This window comes from Pseudomonas sp. MWU12-3103b (assembly GCF_023100615.1).
Lineage (GTDB): Bacteria > Pseudomonadota > Gammaproteobacteria > Pseudomonadales > Pseudomonadaceae > Aquipseudomonas > Aquipseudomonas putida_A.
Map to the genome: position 1 here is coordinate 87,100 of NZ_JALMEY010000008.1, position 21,552 is coordinate 108,651.

Consider the following 21,552-nt stretch of genomic DNA (forward strand, 5'->3'; position numbering starts at 1 on the left):
TGCGCCTAGATATCAACCGGATCCGATAGTACAACATGACAAGCAAAACGGAAGATGCTGTTGAAAAGCGCGAAGCCTCCTTTATCCCGAAGGGCGCTAACGACGAGATATTCGAAAAAGCAGGTGCTAGCGAGCCGGTGCCCAAATCGCCCTTGTTCCTCGCGCTTCAGGGCGGCGGCGCCAAGGGGATCGTCCACATTGGTGGCATCGCAGCTCTGGAAGAGCTCAACTTTGACATTCGGGCAGTATCGGGCACATCAGCGGGCTCAATGGTCGCCGCGCTGATTGCTGCAGGATTCAGCTCCAAGGATCTAGTTGACCCCGACGCCAAAAAGCACTTTTTTGGAGCCAAGCTCTTTGGCAAAGAAAAGGGTCAGCTGAATTACTCGAAGCCAACGCATCTGTTTACCCTCCGGGGCTGGATTACGATCAAATCTACCTTGCTACTCAGTAAAGCGCTGCAGATCCTCTGGCCGTGGCCCGGCGACTCTAAAGTGGAAACGACGGCCAACTCTATCTGGCTGTTCATCATCGCAACATGGGTATCACTAGGCTTTTATAAAACTTGGCCCATGCCGGCTTGGCCTTTAGTGCTCACCGGGGTTGGGATAGTCATTTTCTTCGTCTGGGCACTTGTCGGCCTAACGACGGTGCGTAAAGTCCGGAATTTCATAGACGCTGCGATCGCCTTCAAACTCAGAGAAAACGGCAAAACACACAAAGAAAAAAACATCACATTTCGTGATATGCACAATGCAGGCTGCATTCCCCTAAAAATTATCGCTACAAACAAAAGCTCCGAGCGACTTGAATACTTTTCGTACAGTCGCACGCCTCGTGTGAGAGTAGCTGACGCGGTGGCGGCTTCGATCTGCCTTCCCATTATCTTCAGGCACTGGAAATTCAACTTCTTTCGCCAAACACCAACAGGTGTTGAGAAAGTTTATGGCAAATTCCTGGATGGGGGACTCGTTTCGAACCTGCCCGCTTGGGCGTTTGATGAAGAAAGGCTTAAGCAAGCCGACGCCACTACAGTGGCATTTAGCCTTGAAAGTCCCGCTCCGAAGGATAAGATGCATTGGCTGCTATCCATCGCTAATACAGTGGTCAATGGATCAGGAGAGATCCATACCCGGGCAGCTGGCTCAATGGCGACCGTTGCGCTTCCGACTACACTAGATCTCTTGGATTTCGACGTATCTGCGGAAGTTGTTTATGCGGAGGTGGAGAGGGCCAAGGTCAAAGCTTTGAAAGATGTCGGTAATGAGCTCATTCACGCTCCGAACACGCTAAGCAAGGGAGCAAAGGACATTCATGCAATCCTTGAACAGATTCTGAAAGATGATGGGCGCAAGTTCGCCAAGAAAGTGCCACGCTTTAGATTGAGGGTCGCACTGGGCGCGCAGATTGGCTACTCAACGTCGGACATCACCTTTGTCTTCGACCATGGTTATGATTTCGGTGATCCAGACCGGTATGCCACCGTTCCCTTGATGGGCTCCTACGCCGGAAATGCCTGGAAGCAAAAAGAGGCGTATGCGACCGGTGAACCACACGATGAGCCGATGATGGAAAATGCTTGGCCTGCAATGAGCTGGATGGTTTGCATTCCTTCATACCCCAAGGACAAAGTGTGCATCGCTAACCGGTATGGTGAACAGATCATCCAGGGATCGCTGCAAAAAATCCGTCCATGCATTATCAAAATTGATTGTGATATGCCAATTCGAAATAGCCGTGACGCGTACGAAAACTTTCTTGACTTTTTGACAAAGGCTCAACGCGCCGTGCATGATTATGCTAACGACGTTGGAATTGCAAATTACGTGCAGGGCCAAAACAAATGGAAATAAAGTTACGCATGCCTGGTGGTACCGTCATTTCTTCGAACTCGAAGACTCGTATCATTGCGAAAAAATCGTCTGCTGATACCACTTCTAATTATATTGAAGAAATCAGAGAAACAGCTAGCGAAGTGCGCGAGCTCATTCGCCAAAGCAATGAACTAGATGAGCTTGAGAAAAATCTTGATCAAGTCGGTTACGCAGAGTGGGTTAAAAGTGGCGACAAAGAAAGATTCTATGAAATCATGAAAACGCTCAACTCAGGCGCTGCCGCGGCACGCGAGTATTGGGAGGAACGTCACAGCAGCCAAAGTCCTCGAAAAAATCGCGCTCAGTCCACATCTTCCAAACCAAACAAGAAGACTGAAAACGATTACGAGCCCTAATCAGCTCTAGGGTCATAACGAATGGCGCTTCAGCACTTGCCTAGAGCTTTCAGCCAACCCCAGTGGCTGCAATCCGCACTCCTGTGTATCTTGGTGGGCGCAGTTAGAATATAGAAACCCAAATCAGTTGATATATTTCGCAACGACAACGAACGAAAATTAATCTTGAACCAGCGCGTACCGGTTCAAAACCATATGCAGCGGGCTAAGCTAATCTTTATCTCGATATCCAATCTACCCACGGAAGAAGACTGAAACTCGTTGTTAGCTTCCAGCCTCCAGGCTTGCCCATCAATTCAAAACTGCATTTCTTTCTACGAATCGAACGCGCTAAGCGCGCTATCGAATTGCTATACCCAGTAGTTCCTCCAGCTTGTCATGATAATCGCCACCTAAGCGCGGCTGAGGTAGGTCACATGCTTCGTCCATAGCATCAAGCGCGTCCTGCTTTGTGATTTTTTTGTTATCGATCAAGGGCTGGAGCAACGTGTTATAAATGTAGCTGAACTCGTTGTAGGAACCATGCTGACCGCATGAAACCTTTTCTCCATCGCCCTTCCCGCCCCCACCTTGTCGTCGTACTCAAATCGGTCATTGATTCTTTGATCGAACTTACAGCCATTACATTCTTCATTAACCTTGCCAAGCATGGCTCATCCGTCCTGTAGCCACAATTGAAGCAGAGAGCTGGACTCATGACCTGCGGCCGAGCCTGAATGCAACCAAGGCTTCAAGCTCCTGAGCGACACTCATCTCCTCCCGCTCTTTATTGATATCAGTTTCGTAAAATCTGGATAACCCGCTTCGGCATGCTTTTACGCGTTATCAATGAAGATTGCATCCCCCTCACGCTCAGTCAGTGACACCGCCTTTTTTTCGATTCGACTGGGTTACTCCAGGCAGCGGATAGGCGCAGATCATAGACCATGCCGGCGGCAGCTTAATTGCCGCTGCTCCCCTGTCGAGGCCCAAAGTGACCACAAACCTATCCGCCTCAGAGATCAGTGTTTGAAAGCGAGCTTCTCAACCAGATCAACCACATCCTTGCGATCCTTCTCTTTCAACAAATGAAAGCACTGCAGAAGATGCGCCGTCTCATCGTCCTCGCTGTAAAAATACGGCACCGGCAAATCTAGGACAGCAGCAATCTGCTTCACGATGCTTTCACTCGGCTGATGAACCCCCTTCTCGTACTGATTCATCCTTGCCGACGCCGACGCTGGCTCAATCCCAGCATCTATTCCCAAGCGCTCCTGGGATATCCCTCTTGCCTTGCGCGCCTCCTTCAACCGCTTGCTGAACGTCGTCATTTCTCATCGCCGAAAGGCTAAGAGATTCTTAGATTCGGCTTGAGCAGATACTAAGTATTCCTTAGTATTCGGCAGAAATATCCTTTTGCCATCACTCCAAACGCAAGGACAGGGATCAAAATGAAGGAAATGCAGATCACAGACGGGCGACTCGAAGAAAAATCGCGTGGCTTCGGCGGGGACATGGTCAGCTACCACTACTGGAAAATTGACGGCAAGAAACTCGAAACGCTCGAAATCCCGGATACGCTTGATGCGCATATAAAGGCGGGTGATCGAGTTCGAGTGACCTCCCAATACGGCAAAGACAAGGTCAACAGAATCTGGGCGATTCAGGTCGACGGAGAACCAGTCCGCTCGGTCGTCAATGTCCCGTTCATTGCTGTCTCCCTGGGAAGGCTCAGCATCCTGCCTCTGATGGTCGCCATCTTCACGATCTTCGTTGCCTATGGTTTCTGGGGGAACAGCGCTTACCATCGGGGCTTCCACGGCTCGTCCTACCAATTGGGCTGGATCGCACTCAATTTGTTCGTCAGCTATCGCTACATGATCAAGCCAATGCTGATCATCACGCGCGGCATCAAGGCGTTTCGCGAATATTGCGCAAAGGCCCCTGCATCAGCCTCCACGTCCAATTGAAACGAGCGCACAGCAGCACACATTCCTAGAGCCAATAAAGTGAATCAGGTTGAGATGAGTCCAGATCAAGGCCAATGCGTATTTGGCAGACAAGCAAAAGTCGGGGTAACCAATGACGCAGGCGTTCTCGCGGATTCAAGAGATTTTCAGATTCGGGCTGAGGGTAGAGGTGTCTTGCTAGGCCCATCAGCGAGCGCTTGGATGGAGTTGGTCATACATCAGCGCATTATATTGCGCTATAAGCTAAGAAATGAGGGGACTTGGCGCATTATAATGCGCTGACCCTATACCCATCACCCTCTCAATGCTTTTAAAAATGACGAAGAGTCTTGGCCTGATGGCTGAGATTTTTCGAAGTCTGAAGCGAATGCTTTGAAGGAGGTGCCTTTCATGGACTCAAAACAAAATCACGGCCAAGACTCAACGACGCCAGAACTTATCCGTCGCCTAGCCGAGCAGGTCTTTGGCGACAAAGCGAAAGCCGATCATTGGCTGAACCAGCCGACAGTTGAAACCGGTGATTGCTCGCGGTTGCAACTGGCTCACAGTCGAGTGGGATATGAAGCCGTGAAAGCAGAACTCAATAGGCTCAGTCATGGGTTCGCCTGTTAGTGCTCCCCTTCGTCGAGGATCGACATGATCACCTTTGATCTCAACACAAACGACGCCGAAGCTTTGCTTCGGCATGCACAAACATTCGATCCGGATACTGGCGATGCTCGTGAAGATCAGCGACTGCGTGAGGCACTGCTCGAATTGAGAGATACCCTTTTATCGCATTTGAAGGAGGCAGGTTGACGACAAAGCCCGCGCCTAACCGCTAAAATGCTCAAAGCAATAGTTGTGAAAAGTCGCAGCACTCGACTGCCAACTGCGCCACATTCTGATTCAGGCCAAATTGGCGGTCGGTACGATGAAGCGCCGCATAGCGAATTCTCGGCAATCCAGGCTTTGTGACCAATGCGCGCAACGCTCCGCGCTCGATCAAATGAGAAAGACAGGTTTTGGGCAGATAGCTTACGCCCACTCCGGACGATGTCAGGCCAACCTGTACCAACAAGTTATGACTGGTGAGGGTCTTGGGCATTTGCACGTCATGAGAGGCCAGCCATCGTTCATAGACCAAGCCTGTGCCTGACCGGGAACCTTGGGTCAGCACTGTAAACCCGTCCAGGACTTCAAGGCTCACAGGATCTAGATCAGCTATCAGGCTTGGAGCACACATCCAAGCACTCTCGACACTTTGAAGTGGCGTACTGACGAACCGGGCATCGTTGTATACGTCAGGCACGATGACCAAATCGAGCTGGTCATTTTCCAGTTTTCGAAACAACTCACTGCTCAGCTCCACTGATGGCTCGATCTGCACTTTTGGATAAGCCTTTCGCAACGCGTCGACGAGCGCAGGTACCAGATCAATGATACAGCTACAACTATCTCTGCGGCCAAAGCAGGAATGGGTATCGCCTATGTGCTGGAAGCAAGGATCGCGCAGGACTTGGAGTCGGGTGCGCTACAGTTGATACTGCCGCAGCACGGATTAGCTGAATAACCCTTTCATATCTATTACGGCAGTCGTAGGTACAACCATCCAGCACTGCATGTGCTCATTAACATTATCAGGGAGCAAAACGCTCTCCCACCTCTAATATAACTGAGTCTATTGTTCGCATGCTTATCGTTCTAACGCTTTGAGGCTACACATAAAAGAAATGCAAATGGTTCGATCCTGTGACGAATTATTGAGAAAAGCCCTGAAAACCCTCAGCGGAGCAGCAACGCTTGGAATTAAGACAACTACGCTATTTCGTAAAAATCATCGAACAAGGCAGTCTTGGACGTGCAGCGATGGAGTTGGACGTAGGGGTATCAGCCCTAAGCCAGCAGATTGCGAAACTTGAAAGCGAACTCTCAACCCGACTTCTAAATCGCACCACAACCGGTGTCACACCGACGAGCGCCGGCATGGCATTTTTACACCATGCCCAGTTGTGCCTGCGTCAAGCCGATAACGCCATCATGGCAGCCCATCGTGGACGAATGAGTGGCTATGTCACAGTCGGATTACCCCCTACTACCGCCACAGTTCTTGCTCTGCCATTGATCAACGCAATGCGGGAGCGCTATCCGGATATTCAGTTACATCTGGTGGAGATGCTCTCTGGACACTTGGCCACCCAACTCAATGCTCGGCACATCGACCTGGCTATTCTGTTCCAACTCGAAGGCGCCAAGCGCTGGAGCGTGACACCGCTGCTTGATGAAAAGCTATTTGTCATCACCTCACCGTGCTTACCACATGCACCGACTGGCAACAGTGTGCAGCTAGCAGACTTAGGTCAATTGCCGCTTGTAATGCCCAGTGCTCAACATGGCTTGCGTTCGACCCTGACGACTGCTTTTGAACGGTCGGGTTTGGCCCCAAACATCATAATGGAGGTCGATGGTCTTGCCGTACTGATGAATGCCGTCCGCGCCGGCCATGCCGCCACCATCCAACCCGGTGCTGCGGCAGCGCTCAAAGGTGAGTCGGGATTTTCGGTAGTGCAAATTTCCGATGCTCACGTAGGGCGGCGAAATCTTTTGGCAACGCTGGCTGACGATGAACTATCCCCCGCGGCGCTGGCTGCTCGGGTAGTCATCACCGATGTCGCTCGACAGTTGGTCATTGACCAACAATGGCCCGGAGCCACTTGGATCAAGGATGCCACGGCGTGACCCCAACCACGCCCATGCCTCAGAGGCTACTTCCAATCCAACAAAGCCTTTATAAAAATTAAACACCCCAAGTCATTTCGCGCCTTTCGACAATAAGCTCACCACCCTACCTTCTCCTCCACTCGTAAGGAGCACTTCGTTCATGCCTCCTTGCGATTGAGGAGCGATGATGATTGATGTTTTAGTAATTGGCGGCGGTAACGCCGCTTTGTGTGCGGCGTTGATGGCCCGAGAGGCAGGAGCGAGCGTCACACTGCTGGAAGGTGCCCCTAGAATCTGGCGCGGCGGCAATTCGCAACACACCCGCAACCTCCGCTGCATGCATGATGCACCGCAAGATGTACTTGTGGACGCCTACCCCGAAGAAGAGTACTGGCAGGATCTGCTGAAGGTGACTGGAGGGCTCACCAACGAAAAGCTCGCCCGTATCGCCATTCGCGCGTCGTCGAGTTGTCGTGACTGGATGCGCTCCCACGGTGTTCATTTTCAGCCGCCCTTGTCTGGCGCCCTCCATGTTGCGCGCACCAATGCGTTTTTCATGGGCGGCGGCAAAGCGCTAATCAACGCCTACTTCCGTGCCGCCGAGCGGCTAGGCGTCAAGATTCGCTACAACGCCCAGGTCACAGACATTGAGTTGCAGGATGGAAAGTTCATCGCGGCTCACATCGGTGAACTCCACGTTGATGGGCAACATTTTCCCGCAGAGCGGATCCAGGCCAAGACTTGCGTTCTGGCCGCTGGAGGGTTCGAATCGAACCGCGAATGGTTGCGTGAAGCTTGGGGCCAAAACGAGCTGGGCGAGTGGCCATCGGATAATTTCCTCATCCGCGGAACGCGCTTCAATACAGGTGTCCTGCTACGCCGCATGCAGCAGTTGGGTGCCGATATCATTGGCGATCCAACGCAGGCTCACATGGTGGCCATCGATGCGCGCGCGCCCCTGTATGACGGTGGGATTTGCACCCGTATCGACTGCGTGTCTCTGGGGGTGGTCGTCAATCGCGACGGCGAACGTTTCTATGACGAAGGCGAAGACTTCTGGCCTAAGCGTTACGCAATATGGGGCCGGCTAGTAGCCGGCCAACCGGGCCAAGAGGCCTACTCAATCATCGACCAGCAGGCTATCGGGCGCTTCATGCCTCCGGTTTTTCCGGGCACTAAAGCCAACTCTATAGAAGACCTCGCCCACCAGTTGAAGCTCCCTGCGGAACGACTCGTCAAGACTATTGAGGAGTACAACAAGGCCTGTCGTATCGGCACGTTCGACCACACTGCACTGGATGATTGCCAGACCGAAGGCCTGACCCCGCCCAAAACTCACTGGGCTCGTCCTCTGGTCAAGCCTCCTTTCTACGCCTACCCACTCAAGCCTGGGGTGACATTCACCTATCTGGGTCTTGCGACCGACGAAACCGCCGCTGTCCACTTTAGCGGCAATGCCAGCCCCAACCTGTTTGTGGCAGGAGAAATGATGGCGGGCAACGTACTGGGCAAGGGCTATACCGCCGGAATCGGCATGGCCATTGGTACGGCCTTTGGTCGAATTGCCGGTGTACAGGCTGCCGCTTCAGCAGGCTTTGTTTCTCGTCTACAAACGGAATCTAGACATGCAGCTGTTTGATCCCAAGGCACCGAACGATCTGATTCCGGTGCTTAACCTTGATGAAACTGAAGTTCAGCGACAAATGACCGTTTGCAATGCCTGCCGTTATTGCGAAGGCTTTTGCGCTGTATTTCCGGCCATGACACGACGCCTGGAGTTTTCCCAGGCTGATATCCATTACCTGGCCAACCTTTGCCACAACTGCGGCGCATGCCTGCATGCCTGTCAGTACGCCGCACCTCATGAGTTCGCAATCAATGTGCCTAAGGCCATGGCAAAAGTTCGCCTCGACACTTACGCCGAGTACGCTTGGCCGCAACTGATGGGCACGCTATACCGCCGTAACGGACTGACTCTGGGACTTTCAGCCGCTGCCGGTTTAACCCTGTTCCTAAGTCTCACGTTGAAGGTGATGGGCAACCTCTTCACCGCAATGCCCGGTGGCAATTTCTACGCGATCTTCCCGCACAACACCCTTGCCATAATGTTCGGTGCAGTTTTCGGATTCGTGGTAATTGCCTTGACCCTTGGCGTGCGACGCTTCTGGCGCAATATTTCACCGGCCGATACCCCCGCGCAGGAAAAAACTGCTGCTGCGCTGGAAGCCACGGCCAACGTCGCCCGGCTCAAATTCCTAGACGGCGGTCATGGCGAGGGCTGCAATAACGCTGATGATCGATTCACTTTGTGGCGGCGGCGATTCCACCACTTCACCTTCTACGGTTTCATGCTGTGCTTCGCAGCCACTGGGGTCGCCACACTCTACCATTTCCTTCTGGACTGGTCGGCGCCCTACCCCGTCTTGAGCTTACCGGTGATGCTGGGTATGAGCGGTGGACTCGGATTGCTGGTCGGCCCGGCGGGCCTGTTGTGGTTGAACTTACGTCGCAATCCCGAACACGGCGACGAAAATCAGAAACCCATGGATCGTGGCTTTATCGCGCTGCTGTTGATGGTCAGCGCCAGCGGCCTGGCACTCCTGGCGTTCCGTGAAACCGCAGCCATGGGCCTGTTGCTGGCGATCCATCTCGGCCTGGTCATGGCGTTCTTCCTAACCATGCCCTACAGCAAATTCGCCCATGGCATCTACCGTAGCGCCGCACTGCTCAAGTACTCCATCGAAAAACGCCAACCCAATCCGATTAACGCTGGAAGCGACTGATCGTAGTGCCACTCATTCCAATAACAATATTGATAACCTGGGTAACCATAATGAAAACAACAACTCAAGCCAGCCGATCCAAGGGATCGAAGCTGGGCGCCATTTTACGGGTCACCAGCGGCAACTTTCTCGAACAGTTTGACTTCTTTCTGTTTGGGTTTTACGCGACCTACATCTCCCAGACGTTCTTTCCAGCCACCAGCGAGTTCGCCTCGCTGATGATGACTTTCGCCGTATTTGGCTCGGGATTCTTGATGCGCCCACTTGGCGCTATCGTGCTAGGGGCTTACATCGACAAGGTGGGACGGCGCAAGGGATTGATCGTGACGCTGTCAATCATGGCCGCAGGAACGGTATTGATTGCTCTCGTGCCAAGCTATGCCAGCATTGGTGCCGCGGCACCTATACTGGTATTAATAGGACGACTATTGCAGGGCTTCTCCGCCGGTGCGGAGATGGGTGGTGTATCAGTGTATCTGGCTGAAATTGCCACGCCGGGTCGCCGCGGCTTCTACACCAGTTGGCAGTCGGCCAGCCAGCAGGTGGCGATCATTCTCGCAGCAGCCTTGGGTTACACGATCAACGCGTCCATGGAACCTACCGAAGTAGCCGCCTGGGGCTGGCGGATCCCCTTCTTTATAGGTTGCGTGATCATTCCGTTCATCTTCATCATTCGCCGTTCGCTACAGGAAACTGATGCGTTCAAAGCACGCACGCACCACCCAAGTGCCAACGAAGTGTTTCGCTCCATGCGAGATAACTGGCGCACAGTGCTGGCGGGCGGATTGCTGGCATCAATGACCACCACGACGTTCTACCTGATTACCGTCTACACACCTACCTTCGGAAGGACTGTACTGAACCTAAGCACCACCGACAGTCTGGTGGTCACGCTCTTCGTCGGCCTGAGCAACTTCATCTGGCTACCCATCGGCGGCACACTCTCCGACCGCATAGGCCGTCGCCCCTTGTTGTTGGCAATTTCCTTGCTGTGTCTGTTCACCGCTTATCCCTCCATGCATTGGCTGGCCGCAGCTGCAAGCTTTGAGCGCCTCCTCGCTGTGCTGTTGTACTTCTCCTTCTTCTTTGGCATTTACAACGGCGCGATGGTTGCGGCATTGACTGAGGTGATGCCTCAGAACGTACGAGTCGTGGGATTTTCCCTCGCATTCAGTTTGGCGACAGCTGTGTTTGGTGGCTTTACACCCGCCGTATCCACCATCCTAGTGCAGGCAACAGGTGACAAAGCGTCGCCTGCCTATTGGTTGATGTTTGCCGCTCTGTGTGGATTCACCGCAACGACGATTTTATATCGCAGGCAAAAAGCAATGGCGGTCAACGCTTGAAGAAGTGATTTTGGTGGGTTCAGGACTTGCACTCACCAAATCCCTCTATTGTTGACATGCACCGAGTCGTTTCTATCAATACATACCAATAAGAGCGGTATCAATTTTTGAATTCTCCCAACAATTTTCTTAGAAGAGTAGCGATAAAATTAAACTCATCGACCGCCTTTACTCGGTATTGAGCTAGGTTGGCTATGGAGCCAATCGCGCGCGATCCGATGCACACCAAGATTGATTTCTTGAACTAAAGACGCTTGATCTTCTGCTCGCACTTTGCGAGTTCATTGCGCTGATAGTGAAATTCGTTCGACAGTTTCGTCCCGAAACTCCCCAGCTTGATCGGCCTGAGCAATGCTCATTGGGCAAATTGGATGTCGTTATGAATATCGTAGTGGCCTGAAGATAAAAACTTGATCACCGATTGAGCTTTCCGCTGACAATGGGAAATGCTAAGAAGTGTTAATGGTAAGGCTCAAAGGCCGTTCGGATGTTGAACAGCTTGATATGCTAACATTAAAAATTCACGACATTTAAAGCCAGGCTGAATTCATCTTTACTTTGAGTAAGCGACGCGCTGACCTTAAAAAAATCACCATCAGCGTCACCAATACGAAACTTCCGCTTCAAGTCGACGACCGAAGTGAAAAAAAATATTGATAGCCGCCCTAACCATATACAAATGGATAGACAACTCCTTTGAGTTACGAGATGGTGAGCAATACAACTACTCAATCTCTATTGGAAGAGTAAAGCCAGGCTTAATTCTATCCATTACAACCAACGTCTTAAAATTCTTAATATCCAAATTATCGTAGAAAAACTTTCTTGTGAATCGCTCGTAATCTTCCATATCCTTAGAAGTGACAACGAGCACAAAATCAGAATCACCTGTCACGTAGTACCCCGTCATAATTTCTGGTGTATTTCTTATTGATTTTTTGAACTTATCTATTATGTCTACTCGCTCTCTTTCAAGAGAGACTAAAACCAACATGAATACATGGCGACCTACGGCTCTTGGTGAAACGATCGAAACGTCAGCCTCAATCACTCCTTCTTTGCGCAGCGCCTTCAAACGCCTTTGGCAAGCGGTTGCTGATAGACCGACTGTCTCACCGAGCTCTTCAGACGTGATGCGATTGTTTCTCTGAACCGCATTTAGAATACTCGCATCAATTCGATCTAAATTGATCATGCAGCTTTTCCTCGTAAAGTCATATTTTTACGCAGTAATAAATCGCTATATTTCCATCAACGCTGATTTCTGTGCCAAAGATCTCATAAACTGGCATTCACGGCAACGGGGAAAATTGCGCCAAAGGTGCAGGGAAAGGACTTCGAGAGAAAGGACTGCCTAGCCAGCATTGCGGATGCCTGGTGCAAACAATAAAGACAAACCTTTCTCATCTCATCAAAACTGCCTTTAACAAAAATCAAAGTGGGAGTTCCAAAGATGAAAAAAATCACGCCATTCCTGGGAGTCGTCGGGCTCGTTGCTTCACTCTTCATTGCTAACGTCCAAGCTAAAAGCATAGAAGAAATTCAAAGCTCTGGAAAAATCACGATCGGCACAGATGGGACATTCCCTCCTTTCCAGTTCTTTGATAACGGAAAGCTTACGGGATTTGAAATCGATGTAGGGAATGAAGTCGCACGACGTTTAGGCGTGACTGCCGAATGGAAACCGATGTCCTTTGATTCACTACTTGCAGGTCTATCACAAGATCGCTGGGACATTGTTATTGCCTCGTTTACCGTCACCGATGAACGAGCGAAAGCGGTTCACTTTACGTCCCCACTATACTGCAGCGGTGGAGTCGTTGTAAGCAACAAACCTGGAATCAAAACTGCTGTTGATCTGAATGGTAAGGTGGTAGCCGCACAAACCGGATCAACATATTTCCAGAAAGCAGCCACTATCCCTGGAGTGAAGCAGGTTCGAAATTTTGCTTCAGACAGTGATGCTCGCAACGCAATGGTATCGGGACGTGCTGACGCCTGGATCACTGATAAATTTGTAGCCAAACTCTCCATTGATAAACAACCGGCGCGCGGAATGGCAATTGGGGATTTTTTGTTTTCGGAAAAAATCGCTTCCGCAGTTAAAAATGGCAATGACGGGCTAGCCGCAGCATACGACAAAGCGCTTGCAGATATGCAATCCGATGGTACCTACGAAAAAATTTCTAAGAAGTGGTTCAACGAAGATATTCGTTGCATTTAACTTTCAATAGCGTGCAAGTGTAGGTTTATCAGTTTTCGAGGTCGCATCATGTCTACAAGCGCAAAAGTTTGTATCCCCCCAAGCAAGGGGTTCAAGCTGAACAAATCTTTGCTTAAAGGCTTAACTGCTATTTTCATTACAATTGTTGTGCTATTCGCAATGGAGGTAATACTCAAGCTATTTCCAAATCCCATATCCCCAAACGCTAAAGAACTGGCAGAAGCTGTATGGGTAACTGTAAAACTGACCCTCGCGGCGGGTGCGGTAGGTGTAGTCGTAGGCACTGTAATTGCCTTGGGTAAGGCATCAAACTTTGCGCCTTTCCGCTGGGTCTGCTCATTCTACGTTTGGGTAGCTCGAGGTACACCTTTACTCTTACAGATCCTGTTCGTATTTTTCGCTCTGCCCGTACTCCTTCCCTTCTTGGAGTTCAATGACTTTACTTCCGCCGTGGTGGCATTGGCTTTCAACATTGGCGCATACAATGCGGAAGCCATTCGCTCCGGCTTGCTATCAGTCCCGAAAGGGCAGATTGAGGCTGCCCATGCGCTTGGACTTTCGCGCTTCACGATATTCTCCAATGTTGTAATGCCGCAAGCTCTGAGAATCTGCCTCCCCCCCCTAGTGAACAACGGCGTGTCACTCCTCAAAGACTCTTCGCTGGCATACGCCATCGGGGTTGTTGAGCTTTCCAACGCAGCGAGTCGAATTCAATCTGCAACGTTCGAACCCGTGCCAGTACTCATTACGTCAGCCATCATCTATCTCACCCTAACGACCGGGATGACCCAGGTTACAAATGCGCTTGAACGCTACCTAAGCGTGGAAAGGAGATAAATATGGGTAACAATACTGCTCCTACATTGATTAACGTAGCAGGTGTGAAGAAGAGTTACGGCACGACGTGTGTACTGAAGCGTGTGAGCGTCGAGGTTAAGGCTGGCGAGGTCATCGCAATTCTAGGCGCCTCCGGGTCAGGTAAATCAACCTTCCTTCGACTTCTGAATCGATTGGAAAAGCATGAAGAAGGCTCCATTGTAATCGATGGTGTTGAAGTCTCAGATAAGCCCTCTAATTTGGCGGCCTTGCGTCGCGAAGTCGGAATGGTTTTTCAATCGTTTAATCTTTTTCCGCACTTGAGTGTTCTTGACAATCTATGCTTGGCTCCTATGAAAGTCCGCGGACTATCTAGAGCAAAGGCAGTTGCACTAGCAAGTGATTTGCTGCTTAAAGTAGGCATGTCGGAACATAGCCATAAGTATCCGCACGCTTTATCAGGTGGGCAACAACAGCGCGTAGCAATCGCACGTGCGCTAGCGATGGAACCTCGCGTTCTTCTTTTTGACGAGCCAACCTCAGCACTCGATCCTGAAATGGTTAATGAAGTGCTCGACGTAATGAAACGGTTAGCCGCTACGGGCATTACTATGCTCATTGTTACTCACGAGATGGGGTTTGCTAGTCAGGTGGCTGATCGCGTGATTTTCTTCGATCAAGGCGAAATCGCAGAAGACCTCCCGCCTTCGCAGTTCTTTGGGGAAAGCAATAACCCTAGAGTTAAAGCATTCTTAGGTCGCGTTTTGCAACCAGGTATCTAAAGCAGTTCGCACAACGGTTAAAACGTTGTGCGACTTACTTGGTGATTTATGAAATCCACGAATTCAAAGGAACCAATTACCAACCTTACCCACCACAATAACAAAACACAAATTAACAACGCATATAACTAATAGCAACGCATACACTCCACCTTACTAAAAATTCACCAAACCCAAAATGCAGTATCATGTTCCGCTATAAAAAAAAACCAATAAAAAGGACAATAACCTATGAATGCATTTTCTCGCTCTCTCCTATCCCTCGCAGTCGCAACAGTATTGATTGGCGAAGTGCACGCCGCTCCGCTGCTCTCTGCAGATGTTTCAAGTCTCACGCCCGCAGAGCAGATCCGAGCTACAAATTCTTGGGTTGAAATCGACAAAGTTGCTTTCGAAAATAACATTCGGACTCTTCAAAATAAGCTGCAGGGTAAGAGCCAGATATGTGCAGTGATGAAAGCAGATGCGTACGGCCATGGTATTGCCCTTCTTGTACCTTCAGTAATCGCTATGAATGTGCCGTGCATAGCCGTAGCAAGCAATGAAGAAGCACGAGTAGTGCGCGAAAAAGGATTTTCGGGGAGACTGATGCGTGTTCGTACAGCAACACTGGCAGAAGTTGAAAATGCATTAAAATATGATGTTGAGGAGCTTGTCGGTGGCCTGGAATTCACTCAAAAAGCTGCGGAAATCGCAATAAAGCATGGAAAATTATTGCGGGTTCACATTGCACTGAACTCCTCTGGCATGAGCCGTAATGGCTTGGAAATGCATACTGAAGAGGGTAAAAAAGCGGCCTTGGAAATGGTTAAACAAAAGGGCATAGACGTAGTCGGAATTATGACGCACTACGCTGTTGAAGATCGTGAAGATGTACTCAGAGGTTTGAATACATTCAAACAAGAATCTCAATGGCTTATCGACAATGCAAAACTTGATCGTTCGAAAATAACTCTACACTCTGCTGCATCATTCGCTATACAGAACGTACCAGAAGCCTGGCTTGACATGGTTCGACCTGGCAACCTGATCTATGGTGACCCCGTTGAACACAGTGAAGAATTCAAACGTGTCATGTCCTTCAAAGCCAATGTGGCTTCCGTAAATAATTACCCATCCGGCAATACCGTTGGTTATGATCGAACCTACACGCTGAAACGGGATTCCGTATTAGCAAATGTCCCTGTCGGATATTCTGATGGATATCGACGCGCTTTCACTAACAAGGCATACGTTCTGATTAACGGACAACGTGTTCCAACAGTTGGAAAGGTTTCTATGAACACTCTGATGGTCGATGTCACCGATATTAAAGGTGGGGTGAAACCAGGAGACGAAGTAGTCCTTTTCGGGAAACAAGGATCAGTCGAGATCACTCAGGCTGAACTTGAGGACTTTAACGGCGCACTACTCGCCGATCTATACACTGTGTGGGGTAATTCAAACCCTCGTATACTGAAGGCGGATTGATACGCGCCAACACCCTCAGTGAGGGCAAGTATCCCTGCCAAAGCCCGGCAAAGGCTTTAGCAGGGATTTTTTTTCGTTACTCACACCAAAGTCGCCTAGTTCGAATAACCCAAAAACACTATCACAGCTTTTATGCCTCATATTCGATAGGTGCACATAATTCCGGCGCAAAAATTCCAATTAACGCGTAAAACAGGCAAAAATGATAACCTATAATATCATCAAGATTTTTTGATCCTCCCCTGATCGAAGAGACTACGGAATACTTCATTCCATTGAAAATGGCTTTTACCGTGTTAGGTCGTTTTGCATTGGGTACGGTTTGGTCACCCCGCCCAATGCATTTTTTAAAGGCCCATTTAATATATAACTCATCGACCATAGCCTTCAACTCCTCACACCCCAGCCAAATGCTTATATAAATTGGTGTATCTCATGACAGACTCAATACTTGACAAAGCAGATTGCCGCATATTATCGCTTCTACAGCGCGACTGTTTGCTCCCGGCGGAGAAAATCGCAGAAAAAATAGGTCTGTCTGCTTCGTCAGTGCTGAGGCGTGTAAAGAAACTACGAGGTGACGGAGTGATTCGTGGCCAAGTGGCTGTTGTGGATAAAAACAAACTTGGCGTACACCTCACGTTTGTTACCGCTCTTGAGATAGTAAAGGAACAGAAAGAGCAATTAGCAAAGCTACAACACTGGCTGACTCATGAGATTTCAGTTCAGCAAGCATTCTATACGACAGGGTCAGCAGACTTATATTTAATTGTCGTGGCAGCTAACGTAGAGTCATACAATGACGTTACACAACGTCTAGTGGCTGCAAATCCTATTATTCGTCGCGTAACCACAAATGTCACTCTGCAAACCTTCAAGAAAGGGATATTCGTACCAACAAATCACGACTATGACAGTCTTCCAAAGTGACTTCGTGAGGATGAAGGTTTGAACAATCAGAGTTTAGTTAAGATCACTTTTGTCACGGTCAATTGCAGGTGCCTGCCCCCCCCTTACCGCCTCCAAGCGTCTCAGCCTATCAGTGGCGCTGTCGCCTAAACGATTGACCATCTCCATTGCCAAGAACTCCACTTGGGCCATGGCAGGTACTAGAGAGTCATACGCAGATCCAGATGCAATATCGCTAACAACCACATACCGTGAAAACTCAGCGGCAGTGGACTGCCAGCGGTCTGTAAAAAGCACAACTGTTGCCCCCTGCTCCGACGCGCGCTTGGCTATATGAATCGTATCTGCCTGATACCGCCGATAGTCGAAAACGATAACTACATCTTTCTTGGACAAATCAAGGGTGAGGTCGATATCGTGGGAAGCGCTTCTACCTAAGATCTCGGCATTGCCTCGGATCTCTCGTAAATGCGCATAGAAGTATTCAGCGAGGGGCTGACTAAACCGTCCGCCCCTGAGATAAATTCGTCGTTTGGAATCAAGAAGGACATCTAAGAGCCCTTCTCCTCCAGCAACCTCATCTATTGCCTGTTCCACCATTTTCCCCAGCTCTCGACCGAAGAGGTTTTCAGAAGGCGGGGCGCCATGATCAATCAGAGTTAAAGGAGAAGTGAGCATCGACTCAAGCTCATTGACCCACGCCTGTTGGAAGTCGGCATAGCCAGAAAAACCGAGTTTCACCGCAAATCTCATGACCGTTGGAGCACTGACACTTACCCTTTCGGCCAACTGGTGCACTGATCCCAGAGCAATGACCGGCGTTGCAGAGTTGAGAAATCGCACCAGCTTACGTTCACTTGGTGTGAACGTTGGGTTCGCGTCCTGAATGAGCTTTTTAATCGAACGGCTTGCTGTCATGGCTTTTTCAAAAATAGGTAAGTGAAGCGATTATTGCACAATTTCTGATTTTAAGGATTTCCGTAACGATTATTACACGCGCCTTCAAAGCCACTAAAGCGGAAGAGGTGCGTATGACTGAAGCAAGGGGGGAGCTATCGGATGTCGCAGGTCACAGGAGTCCCGGGGGGCTAGAAAGACGGCGACGTCCTAGGCACTACAAAAAAGCCTCGGTGAGATTCGAGGCTTCATTGCGACCCAACCTGTCAGAGCGGACGATTAAGCTCTGCGATCATCTCTTGGGTGTTCGTAGTCCTGCAGTATCCCCCAAAAGCAGCCAACGCAGCGTTGTGCCTGGCCTCAGAATAGGTTGCACAGGCATCAGGGACACATACCATAAAATACCCTCGATCAGCTCCATCACGCACAGCCATATCAACACACTGATCAGTCAACATGCCTACTACGATGACAGCATCGACTCCCAAATTGCGGAGCACGTAATCAAGATTGGTTGAGTTGAAAACCCCCGACGAGGTTTTTGGCAGCACGATATCGTCATCTCCAGGTGCGACCTGATCGATGACCTTCGCCTCCCAAGCCCCTTTAGGAACAAGGAGACCCGACAACTTGTGATCCAACGATCGATCACGACCATCCCGGGTAAGGCTCTCAATCGTAGTGTAGATCACCTCGGCACCAGACTCTCTAGCCGCACTGATCAACAACTGTATGTTTGGAACAACCCGCTCCATAACTGCCTGGTAGTAGGCTGGTTGCTTCTCTTTAACGTAACTCGAAACTTCCGCATTTTGCACGTCTACTACCAGTAAAGCGGTACGCTTGGGATTGACTTGGGTATCCCGAGAGATGCCGTTAAATTCTATTTTATTCACTTAATTTATCCTCAACAAACTTGTTATTCGTTCCGATGGGTCAGGCTGAAAGCAGCGATCCACGCCCTAAAGGAATGTCGCCGGCGATGTACGCCAAATCCATGCCCGGCATCGCATAGCGCCGGTTTTGCCTAGCAAACAGAACACCCTCTACGCCTGAGCAGTACCGTGTGGACTCTCCTGAGATGGGGTCGACGACGTCTACCACCGGATCGCCTGGCTTCAAATATGCCCCGCAATTCTGGAGATAGACGATTACACCTGGCCTTTGTGCGACCAACACCTCAGTACCATCCAATGGAGTGGGCTCATGGTTTGCTTTTGGCATTTCTATCGATAGCGGGCTAGTCAGAACCCTGCGCACCCGTAAGAAATCGAGGATTCTTTCAGCATCCTGCTCTGCAAGAGAATGGGAAACGTCAAGCTGCCCGCGCAGTTCTACAGCAACGCTAATCGTAGGAACTGGGATAGGAAATTTTGGAAGCCGCAACTGCAACTTCGCCCAAAAACTAGCAGCGATTTCGTCGAAACAATTATTTCCCTGCTCCAAAGCGTAGAGAGTTGCATGCGCGCCCATGAGAGCTGCAAGTGGCATTACGTCATCTATCGAGCTCGGATGTGTATAAAGATGAAGAACGGACTCACAATCGCAATGTAAATCCAAGGTGATGTCTGCATCGCAAGAGAGCTTTAGCAATGTATTACGCAAAGAATCGACTGCTCGTGCGGTCTCTCTTTTTGAGATCACATCTGACAGCACACGACGAACAATTTTTACGTTTTCTTGAGCATTATTCGTAAGCACACAATCGACTTGGAGCGCGACCTCTTCGACTAGCGAAGGAAAATATCGATTGAAATTCTCACCGCTCGCAAGGTCGAAACGCCCCATTTGATAAGTCAGAAGTGTTTGATCCAACCCAACTGGATTTGATACTGGAACTAATATTACTTCACCAACGAGGAATCCGCCCCCCTCCTCTTTCAATAGCTTTTCCCGAAGGTAATGTGCGACAAGCAATCCAGGGAGCTCGCTTGCGTGCAATCCCGCCTGAATGTAAACCTTCTGGCCGCCCGATACCCGTCCTTTGAACTGGAAGCTAACGATCTCTCGAAAGGTTCCTAGTGACACCCCTTTAATGGGATGATGATGTTGTTCCATGATTACCACTCCAAGCGCCCTCCCTAAAGGGCGCCGTTAAAAAGTGACTATATTCAGGTTAACTAAACTGTAATGTTCTAGCTCTTCGCCCAAGGATACAGAGATAGACAACGCCCACTACTACCCAAATAAGACCCATGCTTTTTGCGTGCGCATCCAGACTTAACCATATGTAGCCAATGATAATCAGGCCTAATACAGGCACCACGCCATCTTTAAACCAACGGCGACTTGGAGTTCGAACCATGAATTGATTCAAGACACACAGGTGCAAGACGAAGAATGCTGTCAGCGCTCCAAAGTTGACCAAAGACGTAAGCGCACTAACATCGCTGATGAAGCAAACGCTGACCACCAGAGAAACTGCTCCAACAAACAGGGTGCTGATGAATGGAGTCTGGTAGCGAGGATGTAGACGCGCCAAAGCAGAGGGCAGCTTCCCGTCACGTGCCATATTGAGCAAAATCCGCGAAATCGCAGTCTGAGCAACCAGTGCGCAACTAAACCCCCAGGAAACTGCGGTAGCGACAGCACAGGCAGCCTTCAATGATGGGCCTCCAACGGCATTAGCAATAAGGTAGAAGGCATTATCTTTATCCGTCCCCAATGAGCCAAAGTCAGGCCACGCCATGCCAGCAACCCAGGTCTGAAGGATAAATAACCCCCCCATCAAGAATAGAACGATGACAGTTGCACGTCCCACATCTTTGGCATTGCCTGAGCTTTCTTCTGCCAAGGTACTAATCGCGTCGAAGCCCAAAAAGCTCAGCGCTGCAATCGACACAGCACTCATCACAAGCGAAGGGCTAAATGTCTCAGGATTGTATAGAGGCAACGTAGATGGATGCCCGAGCGAGCCGCTGAACACCATATATAGCCCCGCAGTTACAAACCAGATCAACACTGCTACCAGTACAATTGCGAAAACATTGTTAACCCTAGCCGTGAGTTGAATGCCACGGATATTGATTGCCGTATTGAACGCAATGAAAGCAACTAGCCAGATCCACTTGGAAATAGCCGTGACACCTTCTAAAGCGATGGCGGCAACGACGTAGCACAACGCAGGAATCAAAATATAATCGAGCAAGACAATCCAGCCCACCAAAAATCCAAGCCGTGGGCCGATAGCATGGCTTGCATACGCATAAACCGATCCAGCTTTGGGGCAAGTCTCAGACATGCGAGCATAACTTAAAGCTGTGAATAGCATCGCTACCATACCAATTAGGTAGGCAAGCGTAGCCATTCCTTTGGAGTCGCTGACGATATATCCGTAGATCGCCATCGGAGCAATCGGAATCATGAAAACCATTCCGTAAACCACTAAGTCACGTAGTTTCAGACTTCGCTTAAGTTCTACATTCTCGGTATTATTTTTCATTTTT

The 21,552-nt window shown here is 49.9% G+C and carries 21 protein-coding genes and 1 pseudogene; 14 read left to right on the forward strand and 8 right to left on the reverse strand.

Going from position 1 to position 21,552, the window contains the following annotated elements; genetic code table 11:
* Window positions 1–35 precede the first annotated feature (35 nt).
* Together M0808_RS14225 and M0808_RS14230 are read left to right on the forward strand one after the other, a co-directional pair.
* Window positions 36–1,853: a patatin-like phospholipase family protein gene (locus tag M0808_RS14225; protein ID WP_247841568.1), complete on the forward strand. Its 1,818-nt coding sequence runs from the start codon at window positions 36–38 to the stop codon at window positions 1,851–1,853.
* 8 nt (window positions 1,854–1,861) lie between these two features.
* Window positions 1,862–2,230 carry a hypothetical protein gene (locus M0808_RS14230; protein WP_247841570.1) on the forward strand — a complete coding sequence of 123 codons (369 nt, stop codon included), beginning with the start codon at window positions 1,862–1,864 and terminating at the stop codon, window positions 2,228–2,230.
* A gap of 1,001 nt (window positions 2,231–3,231) precedes the next feature.
* Here M0808_RS14230 and M0808_RS14235 read toward each other — a convergent pair.
* Window positions 3,232–3,540 (reverse strand): helix-turn-helix transcriptional regulator, encoded by a 309-nt coding sequence (locus M0808_RS14235; RefSeq protein ID WP_247841571.1) that lies wholly within the window; start codon window positions 3,538–3,540, stop codon window positions 3,232–3,234.
* Window positions 3,541–3,660: 120 nt separating this feature from the next.
* On the opposite strand from M0808_RS14235, the gene M0808_RS14240 reads away from it, so the two are divergent.
* The 3 genes from M0808_RS14240 (at window position 3,661) to M0808_RS14250 (ending at window position 4,977) form a co-directional block, all read left to right on the forward strand.
* Complete coding sequence (locus tag M0808_RS14240) at window positions 3,661–4,179, forward strand: hypothetical protein (RefSeq protein ID WP_247841572.1); 519 nt, start codon at window positions 3,661–3,663, stop codon at window positions 4,177–4,179.
* Window positions 4,180–4,569: 390 nt separating this feature from the next.
* Entirely contained in the window at window positions 4,570–4,791 is a 222-nt protein-coding gene (locus M0808_RS14245; RefSeq protein WP_247841573.1) for an MbcA/ParS/Xre antitoxin family protein, read from the forward strand.
* 24 nt (window positions 4,792–4,815) lie between these two features.
* Window positions 4,816–4,977: a hypothetical protein gene (locus tag M0808_RS14250; protein WP_247841574.1), complete on the forward strand. Its 162-nt coding sequence runs from the start codon at window positions 4,816–4,818 to the stop codon at window positions 4,975–4,977.
* 31 nt (window positions 4,978–5,008) lie between these two features.
* On the opposite strand, the pseudogene M0808_RS14255 reads toward M0808_RS14250, so the two are convergent.
* Window positions 5,009–5,590: pseudogene (locus tag M0808_RS14255) on the reverse strand (substrate-binding domain-containing protein); the annotation flags it as partial.
* 371 nt (window positions 5,591–5,961) lie between these two features.
* Between M0808_RS14255 and M0808_RS14260 the strand changes: the two are divergent.
* The 4 genes from M0808_RS14260 (at window position 5,962) to M0808_RS14275 (ending at window position 11,008) form a co-directional block, all read left to right on the forward strand.
* Entirely contained in the window at window positions 5,962–6,897 is a 936-nt protein-coding gene (locus M0808_RS14260) for a LysR substrate-binding domain-containing protein (protein WP_247841576.1), read from the forward strand.
* A gap of 169 nt (window positions 6,898–7,066) precedes the next feature.
* Window positions 7,067–8,518, forward strand: coding sequence for an FAD-dependent tricarballylate dehydrogenase TcuA (gene tcuA, locus M0808_RS14265; RefSeq protein ID WP_247841577.1), 1,452 nt, complete (start codon window positions 7,067–7,069; stop codon window positions 8,516–8,518).
* A complete protein-coding gene (gene tcuB / locus M0808_RS14270; RefSeq protein ID WP_247841578.1) occupies window positions 8,505–9,662 on the forward strand; it encodes a tricarballylate utilization 4Fe-4S protein TcuB in 1,158 nt (385 codons plus the stop codon). The genes tcuA and tcuB overlap by 14 nt, the downstream gene beginning before the upstream one ends.
* Before the next feature lie 50 nt (window positions 9,663–9,712).
* The gene (locus M0808_RS14275; RefSeq protein ID WP_247841579.1) at window positions 9,713–11,008 is read left to right on the forward strand and encodes an MFS transporter; all 1,296 of its coding nucleotides are present in this window, start codon (window positions 9,713–9,715) and stop codon (window positions 11,006–11,008) included.
* 724 nt (window positions 11,009–11,732) lie between these two features.
* Here the strand turns inward: M0808_RS14275 and M0808_RS14280 are convergent.
* On the reverse strand, window positions 11,733–12,203 hold the full coding sequence (locus M0808_RS14280) for an Lrp/AsnC family transcriptional regulator (RefSeq protein ID WP_247841580.1): 471 nt from the start codon (window positions 12,201–12,203) through the stop codon (window positions 11,733–11,735).
* A 258-nt stretch (window positions 12,204–12,461) separates the two neighbouring features.
* Between M0808_RS14280 and M0808_RS14285 the strand changes: the two genes are divergently transcribed.
* From M0808_RS14285 to alr, 4 genes are all read left to right on the forward strand, one after another.
* Window positions 12,462–13,232: an ABC transporter substrate-binding protein gene (locus tag M0808_RS14285; RefSeq protein WP_247841581.1), complete on the forward strand. Its 771-nt coding sequence runs from the start codon at window positions 12,462–12,464 to the stop codon at window positions 13,230–13,232.
* A 48-nt stretch (window positions 13,233–13,280) separates the two neighbouring features.
* Complete coding sequence (locus tag M0808_RS14290) at window positions 13,281–14,069, forward strand: amino acid ABC transporter permease (protein WP_247841582.1); 789 nt, start codon at window positions 13,281–13,283, stop codon at window positions 14,067–14,069.
* Between the two features lie 2 nt (window positions 14,070–14,071).
* The gene (locus tag M0808_RS14295; RefSeq protein WP_282188298.1) at window positions 14,072–14,830 is read left to right on the forward strand and encodes an amino acid ABC transporter ATP-binding protein; all 759 of its coding nucleotides are present in this window, start codon (window positions 14,072–14,074) and stop codon (window positions 14,828–14,830) included.
* A 231-nt stretch (window positions 14,831–15,061) separates the two neighbouring features.
* Window positions 15,062–16,300, forward strand: a complete 1,239-nt coding sequence (gene alr / locus M0808_RS14300; protein ID WP_247841583.1) for an alanine racemase — start codon at window positions 15,062–15,064, stop codon at window positions 16,298–16,300.
* 130 nt (window positions 16,301–16,430) lie between these two features.
* Here alr and M0808_RS14305 read toward each other — a convergent pair whose 3' ends face one another.
* Window positions 16,431–16,682: a hypothetical protein gene (locus tag M0808_RS14305; RefSeq protein WP_247841584.1), complete on the reverse strand. Its 252-nt coding sequence runs from the start codon at window positions 16,680–16,682 to the stop codon at window positions 16,431–16,433.
* A gap of 53 nt (window positions 16,683–16,735) precedes the next feature.
* Between M0808_RS14305 and M0808_RS14310 the strand changes: the two genes are divergently transcribed.
* On the forward strand, window positions 16,736–17,230 hold the full coding sequence (locus tag M0808_RS14310; RefSeq protein WP_247841585.1) for an Lrp/AsnC family transcriptional regulator: 495 nt from the start codon (window positions 16,736–16,738) through the stop codon (window positions 17,228–17,230).
* A gap of 33 nt (window positions 17,231–17,263) precedes the next feature.
* On the opposite strand, the gene M0808_RS14315 is transcribed toward M0808_RS14310, so the two are convergent.
* From M0808_RS14315 to M0808_RS14330, 4 genes are all read right to left on the reverse strand, one after another.
* A complete protein-coding gene (locus M0808_RS14315; RefSeq protein WP_247841586.1) occupies window positions 17,264–18,127 on the reverse strand; it encodes a MurR/RpiR family transcriptional regulator in 864 nt (287 codons plus the stop codon).
* Between the two features lie 245 nt (window positions 18,128–18,372).
* Window positions 18,373–18,993 carry an isochorismatase family cysteine hydrolase gene (locus tag M0808_RS14320; RefSeq protein WP_247841716.1) on the reverse strand — a complete coding sequence of 207 codons (621 nt, stop codon included), beginning with the start codon at window positions 18,991–18,993 and terminating at the stop codon, window positions 18,373–18,375.
* A gap of 49 nt (window positions 18,994–19,042) precedes the next feature.
* Entirely contained in the window at window positions 19,043–20,164 is a 1,122-nt protein-coding gene (locus tag M0808_RS14325; RefSeq protein WP_247841587.1) for a succinylglutamate desuccinylase/aspartoacylase family protein, read from the reverse strand.
* Window positions 20,165–20,222: 58 nt separating this feature from the next.
* Complete coding sequence (locus M0808_RS14330) at window positions 20,223–21,548, reverse strand: APC family permease (RefSeq protein WP_247841589.1); 1,326 nt, start codon at window positions 21,546–21,548, stop codon at window positions 20,223–20,225.
* Between the last annotated feature and the right edge of the window lie 4 nt (window positions 21,549–21,552).

Excerpts from the sequence above, each read along its gene's own strand:
- M0808_RS14325 (WP_247841587.1), bottom strand. The coding sequence starts at position 20,164 with ATGGAACAACATCATCATCCCATTAAAGGGGTGTCACTAGGAACCTTT.
- M0808_RS14240 (WP_247841572.1), top strand. The coding sequence starts at position 3,661 with ATGAAGGAAATGCAGATCACAGACGGGCGACTCGAAGAAAAATCGCGT.
- M0808_RS14280 (WP_247841580.1), bottom strand. The coding sequence starts at position 12,203 with ATGATCAATTTAGATCGAATTGATGCGAGTATTCTAAATGCGGTTCAG.
- M0808_RS14305 (WP_247841584.1), bottom strand. The coding sequence starts at position 16,682 with ATGGTCGATGAGTTATATATTAAATGGGCCTTTAAAAAATGCATTGGG.
- M0808_RS14315 (WP_247841586.1), bottom strand. The coding sequence starts at position 18,127 with ATGACAGCAAGCCGTTCGATTAAAAAGCTCATTCAGGACGCGAACCCA.
- M0808_RS14235 (WP_247841571.1), bottom strand. The coding sequence starts at position 3,540 with ATGACGACGTTCAGCAAGCGGTTGAAGGAGGCGCGCAAGGCAAGAGGG.
- M0808_RS14330 (WP_247841589.1), bottom strand. The coding sequence starts at position 21,548 with ATGAAAAATAATACCGAGAATGTAGAACTTAAGCGAAGTCTGAAACTA.
- M0808_RS14225 (WP_247841568.1), top strand. The coding sequence starts at position 36 with ATGACAAGCAAAACGGAAGATGCTGTTGAAAAGCGCGAAGCCTCCTTT.
- M0808_RS14290 (WP_247841582.1), top strand. The coding sequence starts at position 13,281 with ATGTCTACAAGCGCAAAAGTTTGTATCCCCCCAAGCAAGGGGTTCAAG.
- M0808_RS14285 (WP_247841581.1), top strand. The coding sequence starts at position 12,462 with ATGAAAAAAATCACGCCATTCCTGGGAGTCGTCGGGCTCGTTGCTTCA.
- M0808_RS14250 (WP_247841574.1), top strand. The coding sequence starts at position 4,816 with ATGATCACCTTTGATCTCAACACAAACGACGCCGAAGCTTTGCTTCGG.
- alr (WP_247841583.1), top strand. The coding sequence starts at position 15,062 with ATGAATGCATTTTCTCGCTCTCTCCTATCCCTCGCAGTCGCAACAGTA.
- M0808_RS14230 (WP_247841570.1), top strand. The coding sequence starts at position 1,862 with ATGCCTGGTGGTACCGTCATTTCTTCGAACTCGAAGACTCGTATCATT.
- M0808_RS14310 (WP_247841585.1), top strand. The coding sequence starts at position 16,736 with ATGACAGACTCAATACTTGACAAAGCAGATTGCCGCATATTATCGCTT.
- tcuA (WP_247841577.1), top strand. The coding sequence starts at position 7,067 with ATGATTGATGTTTTAGTAATTGGCGGCGGTAACGCCGCTTTGTGTGCG.
- tcuB (WP_247841578.1), top strand. The coding sequence starts at position 8,505 with ATGCAGCTGTTTGATCCCAAGGCACCGAACGATCTGATTCCGGTGCTT.
- M0808_RS14245 (WP_247841573.1), top strand. The coding sequence starts at position 4,570 with ATGGACTCAAAACAAAATCACGGCCAAGACTCAACGACGCCAGAACTT.
- M0808_RS14275 (WP_247841579.1), top strand. The coding sequence starts at position 9,713 with ATGAAAACAACAACTCAAGCCAGCCGATCCAAGGGATCGAAGCTGGGC.
- M0808_RS14295 (WP_282188298.1), top strand. The coding sequence starts at position 14,072 with ATGGGTAACAATACTGCTCCTACATTGATTAACGTAGCAGGTGTGAAG.